The organism is Bacillus sp. SD088 (genome assembly GCF_017355205.1).
Taxonomy (GTDB): Bacteria; Bacillota; Bacilli; order Bacillales; family Bacillaceae_C; genus Lederbergia.
This window is the reverse complement of sequence record NZ_JADIJK010000004.1, coordinates 218,637-235,345: the sequence shown is the minus strand read 5'-3', so window position 1 is coordinate 235,345 and position 16,709 is coordinate 218,637. Positions and strand designations below refer to the sequence as shown.

Sequence of the window (16,709 nt, the reverse complement as noted above, 5' to 3'; positions counted from 1 at the left end):
CTACAGGACTTTTCATAAAAAAGTAAAAGGAGGCAGGTTTTATGCGTAGCCCTATTTTAACAGAGATCGGAACGGTATTTATTCCTGTTAGTAACATCGACAAAGCAAGAGATTGGTACTGCGATATTTTGGGATTAACAGTGGAAGGTGATATACAGTTTGGTCATCTTTATGTTATACCGATGAATGGAACAGGGATTGTGTTAGACAGCAAAATTTATGCAAAGGATAAAGTATTTAAAACCCCAGTATTTCATTTCAACACAGAAGACATTGAGGAAGCGTTTCAATTTATGAAGAATAAGGGAGTCAACTTGATTACCAACATTGAACATGGTCACTATTTTAATTTTAAAGATCCGGATGGAAATATATTAATGGTTTGCAAGTGTTAATGTGGATATTTGTTTTAAAAACTGTCCGGAAATGGTGGGGGGGAGCAATTAAAGTTAGTATAGCCTGTAGCACGTATTCAAGATCATATAGAATACAATGCTACATAGCTTGGTCTACAATTATCCAGTTGCTCTCTTTTGCTAATGTGGATTCTGCATAGCTTTTGTTGGCCCATCATTTTCCATAAAAGACAATTAGCTAGCATCCCGATCAGCGAAACTTCGTAAACCATAGATCAGTAAAACGATAAACGAGCCAATTACGAGTGTATAAAATAAGAAATAAGATTGAATCGGTGATTCATCTTCTGGTGACATGGTTAGCATTGGTTGTGTCCAAGGATAAAACTGCCCTAAAGGTGTGCTGGCAACAATGATAGCTGGAAGGGTAAAAATAATACTAACAGCTAATGGTATACCAAAGGTTTTAGCCCTTACCGATATAATAAGTTGTAGCAGAATCAATGGTAAGCATGCTATAATCCCTCTCATCATAAACGCAAATATAGTTACAACCGGAAGATTGCCTTCTACTCCTTTTACATAACCAAATCCTATAAAGAAGATCAATAGGATTAGCATTGTGATAACGATCATTTTTACCACTGTTAGAAATTTTCCTAAAAAGATGTCTGAATGTTTGATTGGTAAGGCTAGTTGTTTCCATCCACCTCCAACATGTTCACTCCTACAAACAAGGGCTGCATATATGCCAACTAAGATTGGTAATACAAATGGTCCCATAAACAAGGCTACTTGTGTCCACGCTTCAATCCAAGCATTATCTCCTAGCTGCATAAACAGGTCATAGTTTTTAAAGAAATTAATATAAGCTAGGAACACACCTAACAAGGGGCCTATTAAGTAAAGCAGCCATAACTTGGAGCGTTTTAACTGTAACTGTTCAACATATAAGATATTTTTCAAAATAATCACTCCTTGCTGGACATTCCGTTTAGAAAAATGTTTAGAACCGATAAATAATAGGATTATCCCTACGATCAAATTAATGATGAGGTAGGCGGAAAAATCCGGGTTATAGCCGATCCCCTCATACTGTAATATCACTGTTGATGATTGGACCGGATAAGCTATTGGGAACCATCTTGTCGTTTGAGCAGCTGCTAAAAAAGCCCCATAATAGCTGAAACAGATCCAATCAGAATCGAGAAAGCCTGGACATTACTAAGGATCCAATTCTTTGTAAATTTTGTAGGCGATTTTTATTTAGGCTCTGTCCAAAAATTTCGATACTTCCCTTTGTTGGTTTGATCAACCCTAATAACATTCGGATCGTCGTTGTTTTCCAGCTCCATTAGGACCAAGAAATCCATAAATTTGTCCCCGCTCAATCCGTAAATTGATTCCATTTACAGACATGTGTTTTTTGTACTTTTTAGTTAGATCATTGGTTAACAATATTTGATCATTCATCTGTTCCTCACCTCATTTCTATCGTAAATGAAAGGAATGAAACTTTCCCTAAATATTTGCTTAACAATTAAATTTCGCATATTTCTTTATTTTAATTGCATACTTAGACTGGCTTAGGCTGTAGAATAAATATACTTTTCAGAAAGCTAAACAGTCGTTAAATTCTTTACACAATCGGCTTCTTCTATTGCTGTTTCATGTAAAATAATAATGATGATCGGAAGGAGGAGGAAGTGTGAATTTAAAGCTCGAGGATCATAAAATTCTTATTATTGATGATGATCAGCATATTGTAGATTTGTTAATGACAGTATTTGAAAAGTAAGGCTTTCAACAGCTCTTCATGGCCACTACTGGTACAGAGGCACTTTTCATGACAACGCAAAATCATCCGTACATTATCTTGTTAGATGTGATGCTGCCTGATATAGACGGCTTTACACTCTGTGGAAAAATTCGTTCGGAAACAGATGTGCCAATCCTGTTTCTAACGGCTAAAATCACAGATCTAGATAAATTACAGGGATTTAGTTTTGGAGGAGATGACTATATTAAAAAGCCATTTAATCCATTAGAAGTGGCAGCACGTGTGAAAGCACAATTAAAACGTTCTATGCAAATTCCATCCCGCCATACTCGGAAACAATTTTATGATTATGGTGCCTTTAATATAAATGCCAATACTGGCAAACTAATTGTGAATGGTGTAAGACTTGAGTGTCCTACTCAGGAACTGAAACTGTTACTCTATTTTGCGAACACCCTAACAAAATTCTAAGTAAACATCAAATTTATAAAGATGTGTGGGGAGAATTTTATGGCGGGGATAGTACGGTGATGGTACATGTAAGACGTTTACGCGAAAAAATAGAGCAGGACCCAAGTAGACCAAAATGGATAAAAACAGTTCGAGGATTAGGATATGTATTTGAAGCAGACGCAAATGAGGATTTATTGTGAAATTAAAAAATCGAGTCGCCTATTATTTCGTATCACGACTTTTTTGCTTAATGCTTATTTGGGGCTTACTGATCGTCCTTAGTGTTATATTGTTCAGCTTTTTTCTTGGTCAAAACAAGAAATTCGTATTGTAATTGAAGACGATGGGATGGGGATGGATCAACAAACGATTGATCACTTATTCGACCGTTACTACCGAGGGACGAATGCCACTGCTAACACTTCCGGAACCGGACTAGGAATGGCCATTGCAAGACAAATCATTATCGCTCATGGTGGAACTAGTGACATAAATAGCAAACCGCAATAGGGAACCCAATGCCTTATTACTTTCCCACGATAGGAAAAATACAGATAAAAGCCGAGAATTCCCTAAACGCAGGAAAAAACGGCTTTCTTCGTGTAGAGATTTATGTTTAAAAAGCATGATTTTCTTATGGAGGGTTAAAAATTCATTCATTCCCCGAATATGTAATCGCCTGACTTCCCATTTGCAGCCAAGATTGTTCAAAGTCTTTGATCGCTGCTTTTCTGTTTTTCTTGCCTGTTAAGGGATCGTTAAAATAAACAAAATGCTGATCATATCCGGTTATAAGGACGGAATGTTCCTTTCTAGTTATGCGAATCTTTCCTGATTCTGTATGCCATGTTTGAAAATAGGAGTCTTCTAATTTACGATACTCGGTATTGATAATCACCCAAACAGGCCGTCCGGCTGAAAGAGGAATTTTTAATTCTTCAAATGTTTGTCCGGTTAAGTTGACGATTTGCCCTGGCAAGTAAACTTCTGCTAATTCCATAATGGGTTCATGGTATACACCAAGCCCCGGTTTCTCAAATGTATACATATCTCCAACAAAGCCGTTTTCAGGATCGCCATAATAAATATCTCCGTTCTTTGTTTCTCTTTTGGCTGGATTTTTCTTCACTTTTTCGGCCAGCTCCATTTTATCTGCTTGGACGCCTGCACTGTGGAGTAGCATCGCTAGTGATGTTACTTCACAGCCTCTTGGTAATTCGGGAAGTTGGGATACAACAGGAGTATCAATTTTAACCTGATCCTTTATTTTAATGAATGAATATTCGGATTGTGGTACCTTTAGCGCTTCCTGACCCTCCACAGTATGCATTTCACTCCAATTGGAATCCAATAAAATGACAATGATCAACACGAAGAGACTTGTCAGAAATATATTTTTCATTTGTTTTAGCTGAAATTTTACGATAAGAAAAACGATGACGATCGCAATCAGTATGATAGCGGAGACCAATAAATAGACCATTGACATCCAGCTCCTTCGCTTCTAATCCTTTGACTATTTTATCGGCAAGAATAAGAAAAACTTCAGCATGTTCACTGGATTGTCAAAGGAGAATTTTACTTTTGCAAACCCTTATAATACTTCGCTTTTTCCACATACTCCCTTGAAATTCGCTCCATATCTTGAATGTCTTCTGTTGTTAAAGAACGAATGACTTTTGCAGGGCGTCCAAAAGCTAAGCTATTGGGCGGGATTTTTTTACCTTGAGAAACGAGGCTTCCAGCGCCAATAAAAGCACCTTCCCCAATCTCAGCACCATCTAGAATAATAGACCCCATGCCGATCAAGGCATTTTTACGAATAATGCCGCTATGTAAAATAACTTGATGCCCAATTGTTACGTCATCTTCGATGATTAAGGAGCGATCCGGGCTTTGGTGTAGAAGACATTGATCTTGAATATTCACCCGTTCTCCAATGATGGTTGGTGCCACATCTCCGCGAATCACTGAATGAAACCAAACACTTGAATCTGCGCCAATTTTTACATCACCTGTAATCGTGGTAAAATCAGCGATAAAAACAGATTCATCAATTTCAGGGTTTTTTCCGTTAAATGGATAAATAGACAAAATAATCATCCTTTCTTTTTTCTACTCTCCTTAGTATATCAAAGAATGTATAGAGACAGGGAAGGTGGAGCAAAATTTATGTAACAGCTTGAATAAGTGACGGTAAGCAAAAATCGTTCATAACCTTTTAAAGCGAGTTATAATAATGATAGACAATTTATATGAAAACATGTGGGGAATGAATATGAAAAAAATTGAAACAGAACAACCTGCTGTTGGGGTAATCGTGATTATTCACGGAGCAATGGAACATCATGGGCGATATTGGTGGTTGATTGAGATGTGGAGGTCTGAAGGATTTCACGTTATCACTGGAGACTTACCAGGGCAAGGTTTAACGACAAGAATGCACAGAGGACATATTGATTCTTTTGATGAATATGTAAATGAAGCATTAGACTGGGTGCAAGCAGCTAAGAGCTATGAGCTTCCTGTTTTCGTTATCGGCCATAGCATGGGGGGATTAACAGCGATCCGTATGCTACAAACAACAGATATCACAGTGGATGGATTGATTCTTTCCTCGCCCTGTCTCGGGTTAAAAGATTATCCATCGATTCCTTTAAATGCCCTTACAGTAGGGTTAAACTGGATTGCACCGGGACTAAAAGTGAATCCTGGATTAAATGTAAACCTCACAACAAGGGATGAAGATGTAAAAGAGAGAACTTTAAATGATGGTTTAACGGTTACGAAGGTTTCCGTACGCTGGTATCGTGAGCTTGTGAGTGCAATGAAATTAGCTTTTGCCCAAATGTTAAAATTCCCCGATATCCCTTTATTGGTTCTTCAAGGCGGGGATGATAAAATTGTGGATAAGCTAGAAGTGTTTGAGTGGTTTAATCATGTGAAGATAACGGAGAAAACATATAAGGAATGGCCTGATTGTTATCATGAAATTTTTAATGAACCAGAAAAGGAGCAAGTTTTCCTTTATGCAAAAAACTTTGTTGAGCTGAGACTGCGTTTTTTGGACTATAAGAAAGATGACTTTTCTTAAGAGTGCTTTGGGGCTGACCAAGGCGCCCTGATCTTTATAGGATAGGAAAGTATAAATTTTGGTTAGTGTTTTGATCTAGCTCCGGCGCCCAGCGACGTACAAACTTTCGGTGCCTGCTTGCGTAAGTCAACATCGATTCACCCTTCGGGTTCATCGTGTTTCCTTTATCTCGTCAGTCCCCTAAAGTTTGTACGTCGCTAAACGGACGCCTTGCGCTTTTCTTAAATAATGAGGTGAAATGGCATGACATTACCAGTAAATCCTGTCACATTGTTGAATCAAGTGTTTCGTCAAGTGTTTCCCATTACTCATCAAGAGTTGAAAGCATGGAAAAATAGAGCGGAGATGATCCCGAATGGAGAATTGAGGAATCAAGCTCTGGCAAGTATTGAGCATAAAACCTTTCATTGTGAAGGTGGCTCGATTATGGCGTTAACCGCATTAGACAAGAAGGAAACGGCGATCCAGTTTATCGTCGCATATCAGACGATTAGCGATTATTTAGACAATCTTTGTGATCGTAGCACGTCTTTAGATCCTGACGATTTTGCCGCCTTGCATGAATCGATGATCGATGCACTCACGGTTGGAGCGGAACCCCGTGATTACTACCGGCACCGAGAAGATCAGAATGATGGCGACTATTTAATAGCGCTTGTGCGGGCTTGTCAATCGATGCTAGAAAAACTCCCTTATTATGAAGAGATAAAGCCCTATCTCATAGAATTATGTAATTATTATTGTGATTTGCAAGTACATAAGCATGTCGATGTTGAAGAACGTGAACAAAGGTTACAAAAATGGTTTGCCCAGCATCAAGCAGAGTGTCCAGATATGAGCTGGTATGAATTTTCTGCCTGTACGGGTTCAACACTCGGGATCTTTTGTTTAGTATCCTATGGTCTCCGAGCGGATTTTCAAGCTAAGCATGCAGAAATGATTCGTAATGGCTATTTTCCCTATATTCAAGGACTGCACATTCTTTTGGATTATTTCATTGACCAAGAAGAAGATCGGGAAGAAGGCGACCTTAATTTTTGTTTTTACTATGCTAACGACGAACAGCTATTTTTGCGTCTCATTCATTTCCTCAGAAAAGCGGATGAACATACAAAATTCTTACCCGATACAAAATTTCATAAATTAATCAACCGCGGCCTCCTAGCCATCTACCTCTCCGACCAAAAAGTAAACAAACAAAAAAAAGTTCGCCCACTCGCCAGAAAAATAATGAAACAAAGCGGCCCAACAGGCTACTTCTTCTATTGGAACGGAAGAATCTATCGCCACCTAAAAGGGGCCAATTAACGGGGCCAGTCCCCCGCGCTGTTAACGCGTTACTGTGGTGGGGGACTGGCCCCATTTTCGTTTTTTCTTTTTTCAATTGCAAGGACAAAGGGGGGATGATTCCGCTGGTTTAGGAAGGCGTAATGGAGGACGTTATAGGCTTCTTGATTGAGTGCGGAAACATATTCAAGTAAGGCGTCGCGCTCTTTAGCGCCACCTTCGTGGCCATGGTAGACAACGAGTATAAGGATGCCACCGATTTTCAAAAGCGGTAATAATTGTTCAATCGCCGAAATGGTTGTTTCCGGTTTGGTGACAATGGTTTTATTTCCTCTCGGTAAATAGCCTAAATTAAAAATCGCTGCAGCTAGCTGTCCATGATGTTCAGTGGGCAGCCAGGAAGCGACGTGCTCATGCCCTGTTTGAAAAAGCTGAACAGAGCCTTCTACATTCTCCGCTAACCGCTTTGTTGTTTGTTCAATCGCCTGTGCCTGTATATCAAATCCGTATACCTGGCCAGCTTCACCGACAAGTTTGGCTAAAAAAACCGTATCGTGTCCATTTCCAACCGTAGCATCCACCACAATATCATCCTTCTGTACAGTCCTTGTCAATAAAGAACGGACATAGGTAAGGATCGTTTCAATTCCCAAAAACATTCAACTCCTCTAAAAATAACCAGTTTCACTAAAAAAATTTTATCATAGAGAATCCCTTTTGAGAACAAACTAGACATACCCGCCTTTTGCGGGAACACTCGGTGAAGGAGAGGATCGGGTATGGCAACGCGACAGTCTGTCGAAAATTGTATGAACCGTTGTGAAGACGCTATTCTTTATGCCAATGAACAGCTGGATGAAGCATTGAGACAGGGATTTTATCAAGATGCGGAATTTAGTGAAGCTCAGGCCGATTTGGAACAAGCAGTGATGGAACTGGAAAAACTCAAAGACAGCTCCAACGCGCAACAACGTGAACAATTAGATCGTACTCGACTGAAAGTCCAACAGTTGCAAAACCAAATGATTCTCCAAAACCAAGAACGTCCTCCATATGGGACAATGATGTAAGAATAGCGCCTTGGGCATGGCTCAAGGCGTTTTAAATTATTTGGATCACGAAGATCTGCTTTTGTATGCGTTGTGGAAACAAGGGAGATCCATTATAATGAAAATAGAAGAGGTGATAAAAAATGTCTGCAAAAGAAGAGATTATTGAAATGATAAAAAATCTCCCAGAGAACGTCACTACAGACAATATAATGGAAAAGTTATATGAGAGAATAAAGATAGAGTCTGCTATCCAACAGTTGGATGAAGGAAAAGGGATTGCCCATGAAGAAGTAAAGGAGAAATTTAAAAAGTGGTTAGGATAGTTTGGTCACCTGATGCCGTAACAGATTTAGAAGATATATCCCAATACATCTCCCTTGACTCTAAGGAAAATGCCACCGTAGTAGTAAGAGGGATTTTCGCCACCGCGGAGTCTGTTTCACTTTTTCCTTTGTCTGGACGAATTGTGCCTGAATTTGAAAAGAAAAGCATTAGGGAAAAATTGTATCAAAGTTATCGGATTATTTATAGGATTAAGAGTTCGGACCACATTGATATAGTAAGGATTTTTCATCAAGCACGAGAATTGAACATTAATATGAACAAAACAACATGATCATAACTTCACTAAATCCCCCAGTTATTGTTAGTTGATCTTGATCAACAAGTTAGACACGCAAGAAAAGCAGTGAATCGACTAACCCCTTATATAAAAAAACATCCAGAACGTCCTTATCTATCCAAAAGAAGCAAATCCTTCAATCTTTTACCTAGTTTCTATAAAAAAATTTATACAGCATAAGTGAATATAACGTATTCTTACAAAAGTAAAAATTAATACTTTTATTTTTCGATCTTCAAAAGGTTTATTATAGAAAATGTAGAAATAGATAATAAGAGCGTGAAGAAGATTTCCTAAGCCTATTGAAGGATTGTCAATGAAGCTAAGCTCTTGTGCCCGCTGTTTGCAAAGTATTCTCCTATTTGTGTGATAGCGAGCAGTGCTGTGGTTATTGATTTTATGGCACAAAATTCTACAACTATTGATGCAAATTCTCTAAGTATCATTGCCTTGGTTAATGAAAGGGGAGCATTAGTGCAAAAAGAACAAAGCGAACGAAATAAATTGGCTTGGGAATATAGAATCTTTTAGGCTCTAGTGGGATTAGAGCAGTGAGTCTTTCTGTTCTTGGAGCAGATGTCACGGTGGTAGACATCTCGGAAGAAAATGGGAGAGTATGCTAAGAAATTGTCCAGTGGAGCAAATGTGAAAATAGATTACATAGTTTCTGATATTTTTAATATCTCTATTGAAAAAATGAGAAATAGCTTTGACATTGTTTTTATGGAATTTGGTATATTACATTACATTTCTGATTTAGATAAATTTGCAAAAAATTCATTTGATTTACTGAAAAATAATGGGAAGTTACTATTGAGAGATTTTCATCCTTTCAACAAAATTGTAGAGATAAACCAAACGGATGGAACTTTAATGTTTAAAGGGAATTATTTTGATAAGGATTTACAAGAAAATCCGATTGCATATGAAAAGTTTTTTTCTGAAAAAGATCGTGAACAATTTCCTAAAACCTATTTACGGAAATGGACATTCTCCGAAATTATTACGTCCTTTGCACAACAAGGTTTTGTAATAAAAAAGATGTATGAAGAGCCTAATCAGAAACACCCATATATACCTGCTAACTATATGATTGTAGCGAAAAAATATTAGTGAGGAGGTTTTCAAATCATACGACCGTTAGGACATACTATATCGCAATGATTTCCAAAAAGGATTGTAAATGTACGAAAATAACTAAATTATAGAGGTAGGCGACGTCAATTGACAAATGCAGACATTAAGATATTTGGTGGTAGTACAGGAACATCTTTTGCGCAAAAAATGTGTGACTACATCGGGAGTGAGTTAGGGAAATCAGAGGTCTTGACATTTTCTGATGGTAATATTTTTGTGAAAATTAATGAAACGGTTCGGGATCATGATGTTTATCTTGTTCAACCCATTGGTCTAAAGCCCAATGATGAGTTTACCGAAATTCTCTTTTGGATGGATGCTTTTAAAAGAGCTAGTGCGAACTCTGTCACGGCGATTATCCCTTATTTTGGTTATGCCAAAGGAGATAAAAAGGATGAGCCTCGAGTTTCGATCAGAGCAAGAGTTTGTGCTGAGTGTATGGAATTGGCGGGAGCGGATCGAATTTTGACAATGGACCTACATAGCCCACAAATTCAAGGTTTTTTCAAAAAGCCTGTGGATCATTTATTTGCCCTTCCAATCCTTTGTGAAGAGATTGAAAGCATGGGGATAGAAGATCTTGTTGTCGTTTCACCTGATGTCGGATTTGCGAAAGAGGCAAGGAACTTTGCCACTACCTTACAAATACCTGTGGCGATTGGTGATAAAATGAGAAAGTCGCATGATGAGAATGCAAAGGTGCTGGAAATTATTGGTGATGTAAAAGGCAAAAATACACTGATTGTCGATGATTTCAGTATCTCAGGCGGAACCTTAGTCGATTTAGCTAAAGGATTGAAGGGAAGAGGAGCCAATAAGATTTATGCCGCATTATCCCATCTAATGCTTAGTGAGACAGCAATTGAAAGAATAGAAAATAGTCCAATTGAATTGGTGATTAGTACAGATTCCGTTGAAAATCCAGCAATCCATTCGCAGAAAATAAAAAGGGTTTCGGTGGCGCCCTTATTTGCAGAAGCAGTTGTAAGAATTCATAACCACGAATCCATTAGCTCCTTGTTTGATAATGACCAACATAAATTTTTAAATCTATAAAAAAGAATTCCTAGCGCTTTTTCAAAGATAATACAATAAAAGGACAGGCCGAAACCTGTCCTTCTCATCAACTACTCGAATGTTACTCGTTCCTTCTTTTTCCCAGAATCATAAATGGCTACGATCATTTTTTGAGTTTTCAATGCTTCTTCGCCTGTAATGTCTGGTTGTGTACCTTCCTTGAGGGCCTCATAGTAATTATTGACTTGTTTAATATGACTTACGCCCCAATAGCTTTTCGCACCACTATTGTAATCAAATGTCTCATTTGGATTATTATCGGCGATAAATTCCCTACCATCATTCAAAGTAACAGTTGCACGGTCACCGACCATTTTGGCGGTACCGTTTTCACAGTGGAGCTCAATTTCAACAGGTGCATCATACGTGTAATAGTTAATCGCATGAAACGCGGTGACCACACCATTCTTATATTTAATGACACCCTCGGCTGAATCTTCTACATCAATAAATTCATGGGCACGGTTACTAATTGCTGCATCTACGTATTGAATGTCATCATCTACAAACCATCTCATTAAATCCATTGTATGGATCGCTTGATCAATAATGACGCCACCGCCTTCTTTATCCCATGTCCCTTTCCAATCACTCTGCTTATAATAGTCATCAGAACGATCCCAAGTGACGGACAATTTTCCAGCTTGAATGGCACCTAATTCACCATTTTCAAGCATGTCCTTAACCAGCTTGGCACCAGGATTATAGCGGTTTTGGAAAATAACCCCTAATGTTACCTCATTCTTTTTGGCTGTTTCCACCATGTCTACCGCATCTTCATAAGCAATCGACATTGGTTTTTCCGTCAAAATATGAATATTTCGTTTTGCTGCTGCAATCGCGACAGGGGCATGTAAGTGATGTGGAAGGCAAATATGAATGACATCTAATTCTTCAGTATCCAACATCTTCTCATAATCCGTATAATAGGCACACTGAAAAATTTCTGCCTTTTCCTTTGCACGATCCCCCTTATTATCACAAACTGCGACAATTTCCGTATCCTCGCGAGCATTGACTGGATACGCATGCATTGGGAAAATTCGCCCACAACCAATAATTCCAACTTTGAATTTAGACATTTTCTGGTTCCCCTTCCTTGTCTGATGAGAACTAGGAATATTATCCTATCTCTTATCAACAATATACCTATAAAAATGTATAAAATCCAATGTTAACTGTAAGATTTTCTAACTTTTTGTCGACTAAGAGAAGTTTGGCAAAATCAAGATTGTTCTGGATATTCTCTTCCTACTTGCTTCTTCAGATTGAATGGAATAGAATGGCTTAGGCACAAAGGGGAAGAGCTTCGGGAACGGCTCTTATAAGCTGGCTTCTGAGCACTGTGTCAGGTAATAAAACAGGATGAAGGAGATGCAACAGGAAATGCCTAAGGCAGTGTGGTTATTAGTTATTGGCATGCTAGTCAGTGTGACAGGGAATTCGTTTTTATGGCCGCTGAATGCCATTTATATACATGATTATTTAGGAAAATCTTTATTTATTGCCGGTTTAGTATTGATGTTGAACTCTGCTGCTAGTGTGATAGGAAATCTAGTAGGAGGGATTTTTTTTGATAAAATTGGCGGATACAAATCGATTCTATTAGGAATCATCATTTCCATCTTATCACTACTTGGAATGACGTTTTGGCATGGATGGCCTTATTATGTAATTTTTCTCACCATTTTAGGACTTGGGGGAGGCATTATTTTTCCTTCCATGTTTGCGATGGCGGGTTCGGTTTGGAAAGAGGGAGGAAGACGGGCGTTTAATGCTGTCTATGTGGCACAAAATGCCGGAGTTGCGATTGGTTCTGCACTGGGAGGAGTTGTCGCCAATTTTTCTTTCGATTATATTTTCCTTGCGAATTTATCGATGTATGTGCTCTTTCTTTTCATCGCCCTATTCAGCTATAAAAATATGGCAGAAGGACAGCTTGGTCAATCTAATGTATTGCAAGAAAGAAGGACAATTCGGGATAAAAGTAAATTTTACGCATTAGGGATTATATGTGTAGCCTACTTTTTAGGCTGGGTCTGTTATGTTCAATGGCAAGCGACGATCTCTTCCTACACCCAGGAAGTCAATATGTCCTTAAACCAATATAGCTTTCTGTGGACGATAAATGGGGCGATTATTGTGCTAGGACAGCCTGTTTTGCAAAAAATATTAAGAAAGGCCGGCAGCCAAAACTTGAAGGGGCAAATGCTCGTTGGATTTGCAATTTTTATGGTTTCCTATGGTGTGGCTGGTATGGCCGACGGATTTAAAGGATTTTTATCGGCAATGATCATTTTGAGTGTAGGGGAAATGTTAGTTTGGCCCGTTGTTCCAACAGTCGCCAATCAATTAGCCCCAAAAGGAAGGGAAGGCTTTTATCAAGGAATTGTCAATAGTACGGCAACAGGGGGACGCATGGTCGGTCCTGTCCTTGGTGGAATGCTTGTCGACTTGTGGGGAATGTCCGTACTATTTATGATCTTGATCTTCTTATTGCTTGTCTCATTTGTTTTATCTTATTTTTATGATCGTCCATTAAAAAAGCAATCTTCACTTGCAGCCTAATGGAACATATCTTTAAAAACTACGCTTGCTATTATGTATATTTTTGATTACAATTGGACATATCTGATTAAAAATACTTGAAACGTGAATAAAGGAATAGTAATGATATCAAACTGTGCAGAGAGTTGGCGGGTGGTGGAAGTCAATCAGGATGAATCATGAACTCACCTTTTAGTTGTATAAGTGAAAGAAGTAGTTTATGCCGTTTTCCGCGTTAAGGATGTATGAGTGAATGCGAAAGCATTAATGTGGGTGGTACCGCGGGAGTTAACAGTCTCTCGTCCCAAGAGGTTTCTTTGGGATGGGGGGCTTTTTCTATTTATCTCGCATTAAAGGGCAGTAGTATACTGATTGAAGTTTCACCTTATCATTAATCGCGTTTTACAAAATGAACGGAGGAAGAAAGATGAGTTTTAACCATAGAGAATTGGAACAAAAATGGCAAGCTTATTGGGAAAATAAGCAAACATTTAAAACAGATGCAAGTCGTGAAGGTGAAAAATTTTATGCATTAGATATGTTTCCATATCCATCTGGTTCCGGTCTTCATGTTGGCCATCCAGAAGGGTATACAGCAACTGATATTTTATCTAGAATGAAGCGAATGCAAGGCTATAATGTATTGCATCCGATGGGCTGGGATGCCTTTGGACTTCCAGCGGAGCAATATGCCCTTGACACAGGAAACGATCCTGCTGAATTTACCAAACATAATATTGAAACATTTAAAAGACAAATCCAAGAGCTTGGTTTTTCCTATGATTGGGATCGGGAAATCAATACAACTGATCCGCATTATTACAAATGGACGCAATGGATTTTTCTAAAGCTATTTGAAAAAGGGCTAGCCTATGTTGATGAAATTCCTGTCAACTGGTGTCCAGCACTGGGGACAGTTTTAGCGAATGAAGAAGTAATTGATGGAAAAAGTGAGCGTGGAGGCCATCCGGTTGAACGCCGTCCAATGAAACAATGGATCTTGAAAATTACCGAATATGCGGATCGCTTGTTGGATGATCTAGAAGAGCTAGACTGGCCAGAAAGCATTAAAGATATGCAGCGCAACTGGATCGGACGATCTGAGGGAGCGGAAGTGACCTTCTCAATTGCTGATTTCGATGAGACGTTTACTGTGTTTACGACTCGTCCAGATACATTGTTTGGTGCAACTTATGCTGTATTAGCGCCTGAACATCCATTCGTTGAAAAAATTACAACTACAGCGCAAAAAGAGCAAGTAGAAGCCTATATTCAAAAAATCAAAGCAAAAAGTGATCTAGAAAGAACGGATTTGGCCAAAGAAAAAACTGGTGTGTTTACAGGGGCCTATGCAGTTAACCCTGTCAATGGAAAACAAATTCCGATTTGGATCGCGGATTATGTTTTGATGTCTTACGGAACTGGTGCAATTATGGCTGTGCCAGCACATGATGAACGGGACTATGAATTTGCTAAAACATTCGCTTTGGAGATTATCGAAGTCGTTTCAGGCGGCGATATTGCCAAAGAAGCATACACAGGCGATGGTCCCCATGTGAATTCTGATTTCCTTGATGGGCTGGGAAAAGATGAAGCAATTTCCACGATGATTAATTGGTTGGAAAAAGAAGAGCTCGGCACGAAGAAGATTACCTACCGTTTACGAGATTGGCTCTTTAGCCGTCAACGTTACTGGGGAGAACCGATTCCGGTTATTCATTGGGAAGATGGTACAATGACAGGTGTACCTGAGGAAGAATTACCACTGATTTTGCCAAAAACCGCTGAGATCAAACCGTCCGGAACAGGCGAATCACCGTTAGCTAATATTTCCGACTGGCTTCATGTGGTGGATCCAGAAACGGGCAAAAAAGGTCGAAGAGAAACAAATACAATGCCGCAATGGGCAGGTAGCTGTTGGTATTATCTTCGTTATATTGATCCTTATAACGATGAGTTCCTAGCTGATCCAGAATTGTTGAAAAAGTGGCTTCCTGTTGATATGTATATCGGTGGCGCAGAGCATGCTGTTCTTCATTTATTGTACGCGCGCTTCTGGCATAAATTTTTATATGATCTAGGGATTGTCCCAACAAAGGAACCGTTCCAAAAATTATTCAATCAAGGGATGATTCTTGGCGAAAATCATGAAAAAATGAGTAAATCAAAAGGCAATGTCGTTAATCCTGATGAAGTGATAGAAAGCCACGGAGCAGACACATTGCGCCTCTATGAAATGTTTATGGGGCCATTGGATGCATCGATTTCTTGGTCAACAACAGGGCTTGATGGATCACGTCGTTTCCTAGACCGAGTTTGGCGTCTATTGATCCAGGATGATGGTGCACTTTCTGAGAAGATTCAGGATACAACTGGCGGCGACCTTGAAAAAGTCTATCATCAAACCGTTAAAAAAGTAACAAGTGATTATGAGCAATTGCATTTTAATACAGGAATTTCTCAATTAATGGTATTCATTAATGAAGGCTATAAAGCAGAAATTTTACCAAAAGCGTATGTAGAAGGCTTCATCAAAATGTTAGCACCGATTTGCCCGCATATCGCCGAGGAAATTTGGGAGAAGCTAGGCTATACAGATACGATCACCTATGAAAAATGGCCAGAATATGACGAAAACAAACTAGTCGATAATGAAGTCGAAGTCGTCGTCCAAATCAACGGAAAAGTCCGCGCCAAACTAAAAGTGTCCCGTGACGCCTCCCGGGAAGAACTTGAGCAAATTGCTCAAGACGATGAAAAAGTTAAACAACAACTAGAAGGTAAAACGATTCGTAAGGTCATTGCCATTCCAGGTAAGTTGGTTAATATCGTCGCAAATTAAGGAAGAAGAGTCTGGGACATAATTAAAACATTAAGCACCAGGGACGAACAATGTATTCCTTTAGCGGAGGAAATATACGTAGACTCCTGTGGGAAGTGAGAGTTCGGCAAGACCCCGGAAGGCGAAGCCTGAGGAAACTTGCCACTCGCCCGCAGAAAGCAAAGTATATTTCCGGAGCGGAGGTATATGCCCTCTAGTAGTACGTCTTTTTCCTTGGTAAAAATCTTGTATTCCACCCTTTTTCTGAAGGTCGAATAGTGAGAAGTTGCGCAAAGTGCATAGGAGCTGCAATGAGCATAGGGAGCGTCACCCCGGCATTGAACCTGCGCAATCTGCTTCACTGACTTGATATTTCATGGAAAATCTGTCTCCCTTCAAGCTAAGTTCCTGAACATGGACTCGTTTGTTTGACTATCCAATCACAAGCACAGATAATAATGGTAGAAACATTTCAATTGAAAG

At 39.1% G+C, this 16,709-nt stretch carries 16 protein-coding genes, 2 pseudogenes and 1 other annotated feature; of the genes and pseudogenes, 12 read left to right on the top strand and 6 right to left on the bottom strand.

The window, feature by feature from the left end:
* Nucleotides 1-41 precede the first annotated feature (41 nt).
* Nucleotides 42-395, top strand: coding sequence for a VOC family protein (locus IPU53_RS05315; protein ID WP_207448630.1), 354 nt, complete (start codon nt 42-44; stop codon nt 393-395).
* A gap of 195 nt (nt 396-590) precedes the next feature.
* Here the strand turns inward: IPU53_RS05315 and IPU53_RS05310 are convergent, their stop codons facing one another.
* Complete coding sequence (locus tag IPU53_RS05310) at nt 591-1,331, bottom strand: ABC transporter permease (RefSeq protein WP_313886451.1); 741 nt, start codon at nt 1,329-1,331, stop codon at nt 591-593.
* A 241-nt stretch (nt 1,332-1,572) separates the two neighbouring features.
* Nucleotides 1,573-1,829 (bottom strand): annotated as a pseudogene (locus tag IPU53_RS05305) (ATP-binding cassette domain-containing protein); the annotation flags it as partial.
* Nucleotides 1,830-2,133: 304 nt separating this feature from the next.
* Between IPU53_RS05305 and IPU53_RS05300 the strand changes: the two are divergent.
* Both IPU53_RS05300 and IPU53_RS05295 read left to right on the top strand, forming a co-directional pair.
* Nucleotides 2,134-2,789: pseudogene (locus IPU53_RS05300) on the top strand (response regulator transcription factor).
* Between the two features lie 88 nt (nt 2,790-2,877).
* A complete protein-coding gene (locus IPU53_RS05295) occupies nt 2,878-3,099 on the top strand; it encodes an ATP-binding protein (protein WP_313886450.1) in 222 nt (73 codons plus the stop codon).
* A gap of 142 nt (nt 3,100-3,241) precedes the next feature.
* Here the strand turns inward: IPU53_RS05295 and IPU53_RS05290 are convergent, their stop codons facing one another.
* Both IPU53_RS05290 and IPU53_RS05285 read right to left on the bottom strand, forming a co-directional pair.
* Nucleotides 3,242-4,078, bottom strand: a complete 837-nt coding sequence (locus tag IPU53_RS05290; RefSeq protein WP_396019904.1) for a C39 family peptidase — start codon at nt 4,076-4,078, stop codon at nt 3,242-3,244.
* Nucleotides 4,079-4,167: 89 nt separating this feature from the next.
* Nucleotides 4,168-4,692, bottom strand: coding sequence for a gamma carbonic anhydrase (locus tag IPU53_RS05285; RefSeq protein ID WP_207448622.1), 525 nt, complete (start codon nt 4,690-4,692; stop codon nt 4,168-4,170).
* 175 nt (nt 4,693-4,867) lie between these two features.
* On the opposite strand from IPU53_RS05285, the gene IPU53_RS05280 reads away from it, so the two are divergent.
* Complete coding sequence (locus IPU53_RS05280) at nt 4,868-5,683, top strand: alpha/beta hydrolase (RefSeq protein ID WP_207448620.1); 816 nt, start codon at nt 4,868-4,870, stop codon at nt 5,681-5,683.
* Nucleotides 5,684-5,926: 243 nt separating this feature from the next.
* Entirely contained in the window at nt 5,927-6,991 is a 1,065-nt protein-coding gene (locus tag IPU53_RS05275; protein ID WP_207448618.1) for a tetraprenyl-beta-curcumene synthase family protein, read from the top strand.
* A 29-nt stretch (nt 6,992-7,020) separates the two neighbouring features.
* Here IPU53_RS05275 and IPU53_RS05270 read toward each other — a convergent pair whose 3' ends face one another.
* Nucleotides 7,021-7,623: a class I SAM-dependent methyltransferase gene (locus IPU53_RS05270; RefSeq protein WP_207448615.1), complete on the bottom strand. Its 603-nt coding sequence runs from the start codon at nt 7,621-7,623 to the stop codon at nt 7,021-7,023.
* Between the two features lie 126 nt (nt 7,624-7,749).
* On the opposite strand from IPU53_RS05270, the gene IPU53_RS05265 reads away from it, so the two are divergent.
* The 5 genes from IPU53_RS05265 to IPU53_RS05245 all read left to right on the top strand — a co-directional run bounded on the left by IPU53_RS05265 (nt 7,750) and on the right by IPU53_RS05245 (nt 10,837).
* Nucleotides 7,750-8,040: a YtzC family protein gene (locus IPU53_RS05265; RefSeq protein WP_207448613.1), complete on the top strand. Its 291-nt coding sequence runs from the start codon at nt 7,750-7,752 to the stop codon at nt 8,038-8,040.
* 122 nt (nt 8,041-8,162) lie between these two features.
* Nucleotides 8,163-8,345: a hypothetical protein gene (locus IPU53_RS05260; RefSeq protein ID WP_207448611.1), complete on the top strand. Its 183-nt coding sequence runs from the start codon at nt 8,163-8,165 to the stop codon at nt 8,343-8,345.
* On the top strand, nt 8,333-8,638 hold the full coding sequence (locus IPU53_RS05255) for a type II toxin-antitoxin system RelE/ParE family toxin (RefSeq protein WP_207448609.1): 306 nt from the start codon (nt 8,333-8,335) through the stop codon (nt 8,636-8,638). Before IPU53_RS05260 ends, IPU53_RS05255 begins: the two co-directional genes overlap by 13 nt.
* 612 nt (nt 8,639-9,250) lie before the next feature.
* A complete protein-coding gene (locus IPU53_RS05250; protein WP_207448607.1) occupies nt 9,251-9,757 on the top strand; it encodes a class I SAM-dependent methyltransferase in 507 nt (168 codons plus the stop codon).
* Nucleotides 9,758-9,868: 111 nt separating this feature from the next.
* Nucleotides 9,869-10,837: a ribose-phosphate diphosphokinase gene (locus tag IPU53_RS05245; protein WP_207448605.1), complete on the top strand. Its 969-nt coding sequence runs from the start codon at nt 9,869-9,871 to the stop codon at nt 10,835-10,837.
* 71 nt (nt 10,838-10,908) lie between these two features.
* On the opposite strand, the gene IPU53_RS05240 is transcribed toward IPU53_RS05245, so the two are convergent.
* The gene (locus IPU53_RS05240; protein WP_207448603.1) at nt 10,909-11,940 is read right to left on the bottom strand and encodes a Gfo/Idh/MocA family protein; all 1,032 of its coding nucleotides are present in this window, start codon (nt 11,938-11,940) and stop codon (nt 10,909-10,911) included.
* 304 nt (nt 11,941-12,244) lie between these two features.
* On the opposite strand from IPU53_RS05240, the gene IPU53_RS05235 reads away from it, so the two are divergent.
* Nucleotides 12,245-13,426, top strand: coding sequence for an MDR family MFS transporter (locus IPU53_RS05235; protein WP_207448601.1), 1,182 nt, complete (start codon nt 12,245-12,247; stop codon nt 13,424-13,426).
* 76 nt (nt 13,427-13,502) lie between these two features.
* Nucleotides 13,503-13,715 (top strand) — a binding site (T-box leader).
* Nucleotides 13,716-13,832: 117 nt separating this feature from the next.
* On the top strand, nt 13,833-16,247 hold the full coding sequence (gene leuS / locus IPU53_RS05230; RefSeq protein WP_207448599.1) for a leucine--tRNA ligase: 2,415 nt from the start codon (nt 13,833-13,835) through the stop codon (nt 16,245-16,247).
* The last annotated feature ends 462 nt before the right edge of the window (nt 16,248-16,709 follow it).

Bases quoted from the DNA above. Each gene is read 5' to 3' on its own strand.
- IPU53_RS05315 (WP_207448630.1), top strand. From the start codon at position 42: ATGCGTAGCCCTATTTTAACAGAGATCGGAACGGTATTTATTCCTGTT.
- IPU53_RS05265 (WP_207448613.1), top strand. From the start codon at position 7,750: ATGGCAACGCGACAGTCTGTCGAAAATTGTATGAACCGTTGTGAAGAC.
- IPU53_RS05285 (WP_207448622.1), bottom strand. From the start codon at position 4,692: ATGATTATTTTGTCTATTTATCCATTTAACGGAAAAAACCCTGAAATT.
- IPU53_RS05275 (WP_207448618.1), top strand. From the start codon at position 5,927: ATGACATTACCAGTAAATCCTGTCACATTGTTGAATCAAGTGTTTCGT.
- IPU53_RS05260 (WP_207448611.1), top strand. From the start codon at position 8,163: ATGTCTGCAAAAGAAGAGATTATTGAAATGATAAAAAATCTCCCAGAG.
- IPU53_RS05250 (WP_207448607.1), top strand. From the start codon at position 9,251: ATGGGAGAGTATGCTAAGAAATTGTCCAGTGGAGCAAATGTGAAAATA.
- IPU53_RS05290 (WP_396019904.1), bottom strand. From the start codon at position 4,078: ATGTCAATGGTCTATTTATTGGTCTCCGCTATCATACTGATTGCGATC.
- IPU53_RS05235 (WP_207448601.1), top strand. From the start codon at position 12,245: ATGCCTAAGGCAGTGTGGTTATTAGTTATTGGCATGCTAGTCAGTGTG.
- IPU53_RS05240 (WP_207448603.1), bottom strand. From the start codon at position 11,940: ATGTCTAAATTCAAAGTTGGAATTATTGGTTGTGGGCGAATTTTCCCA.
- IPU53_RS05280 (WP_207448620.1), top strand. From the start codon at position 4,868: ATGAAAAAAATTGAAACAGAACAACCTGCTGTTGGGGTAATCGTGATT.
- leuS (WP_207448599.1), top strand. From the start codon at position 13,833: ATGAGTTTTAACCATAGAGAATTGGAACAAAAATGGCAAGCTTATTGG.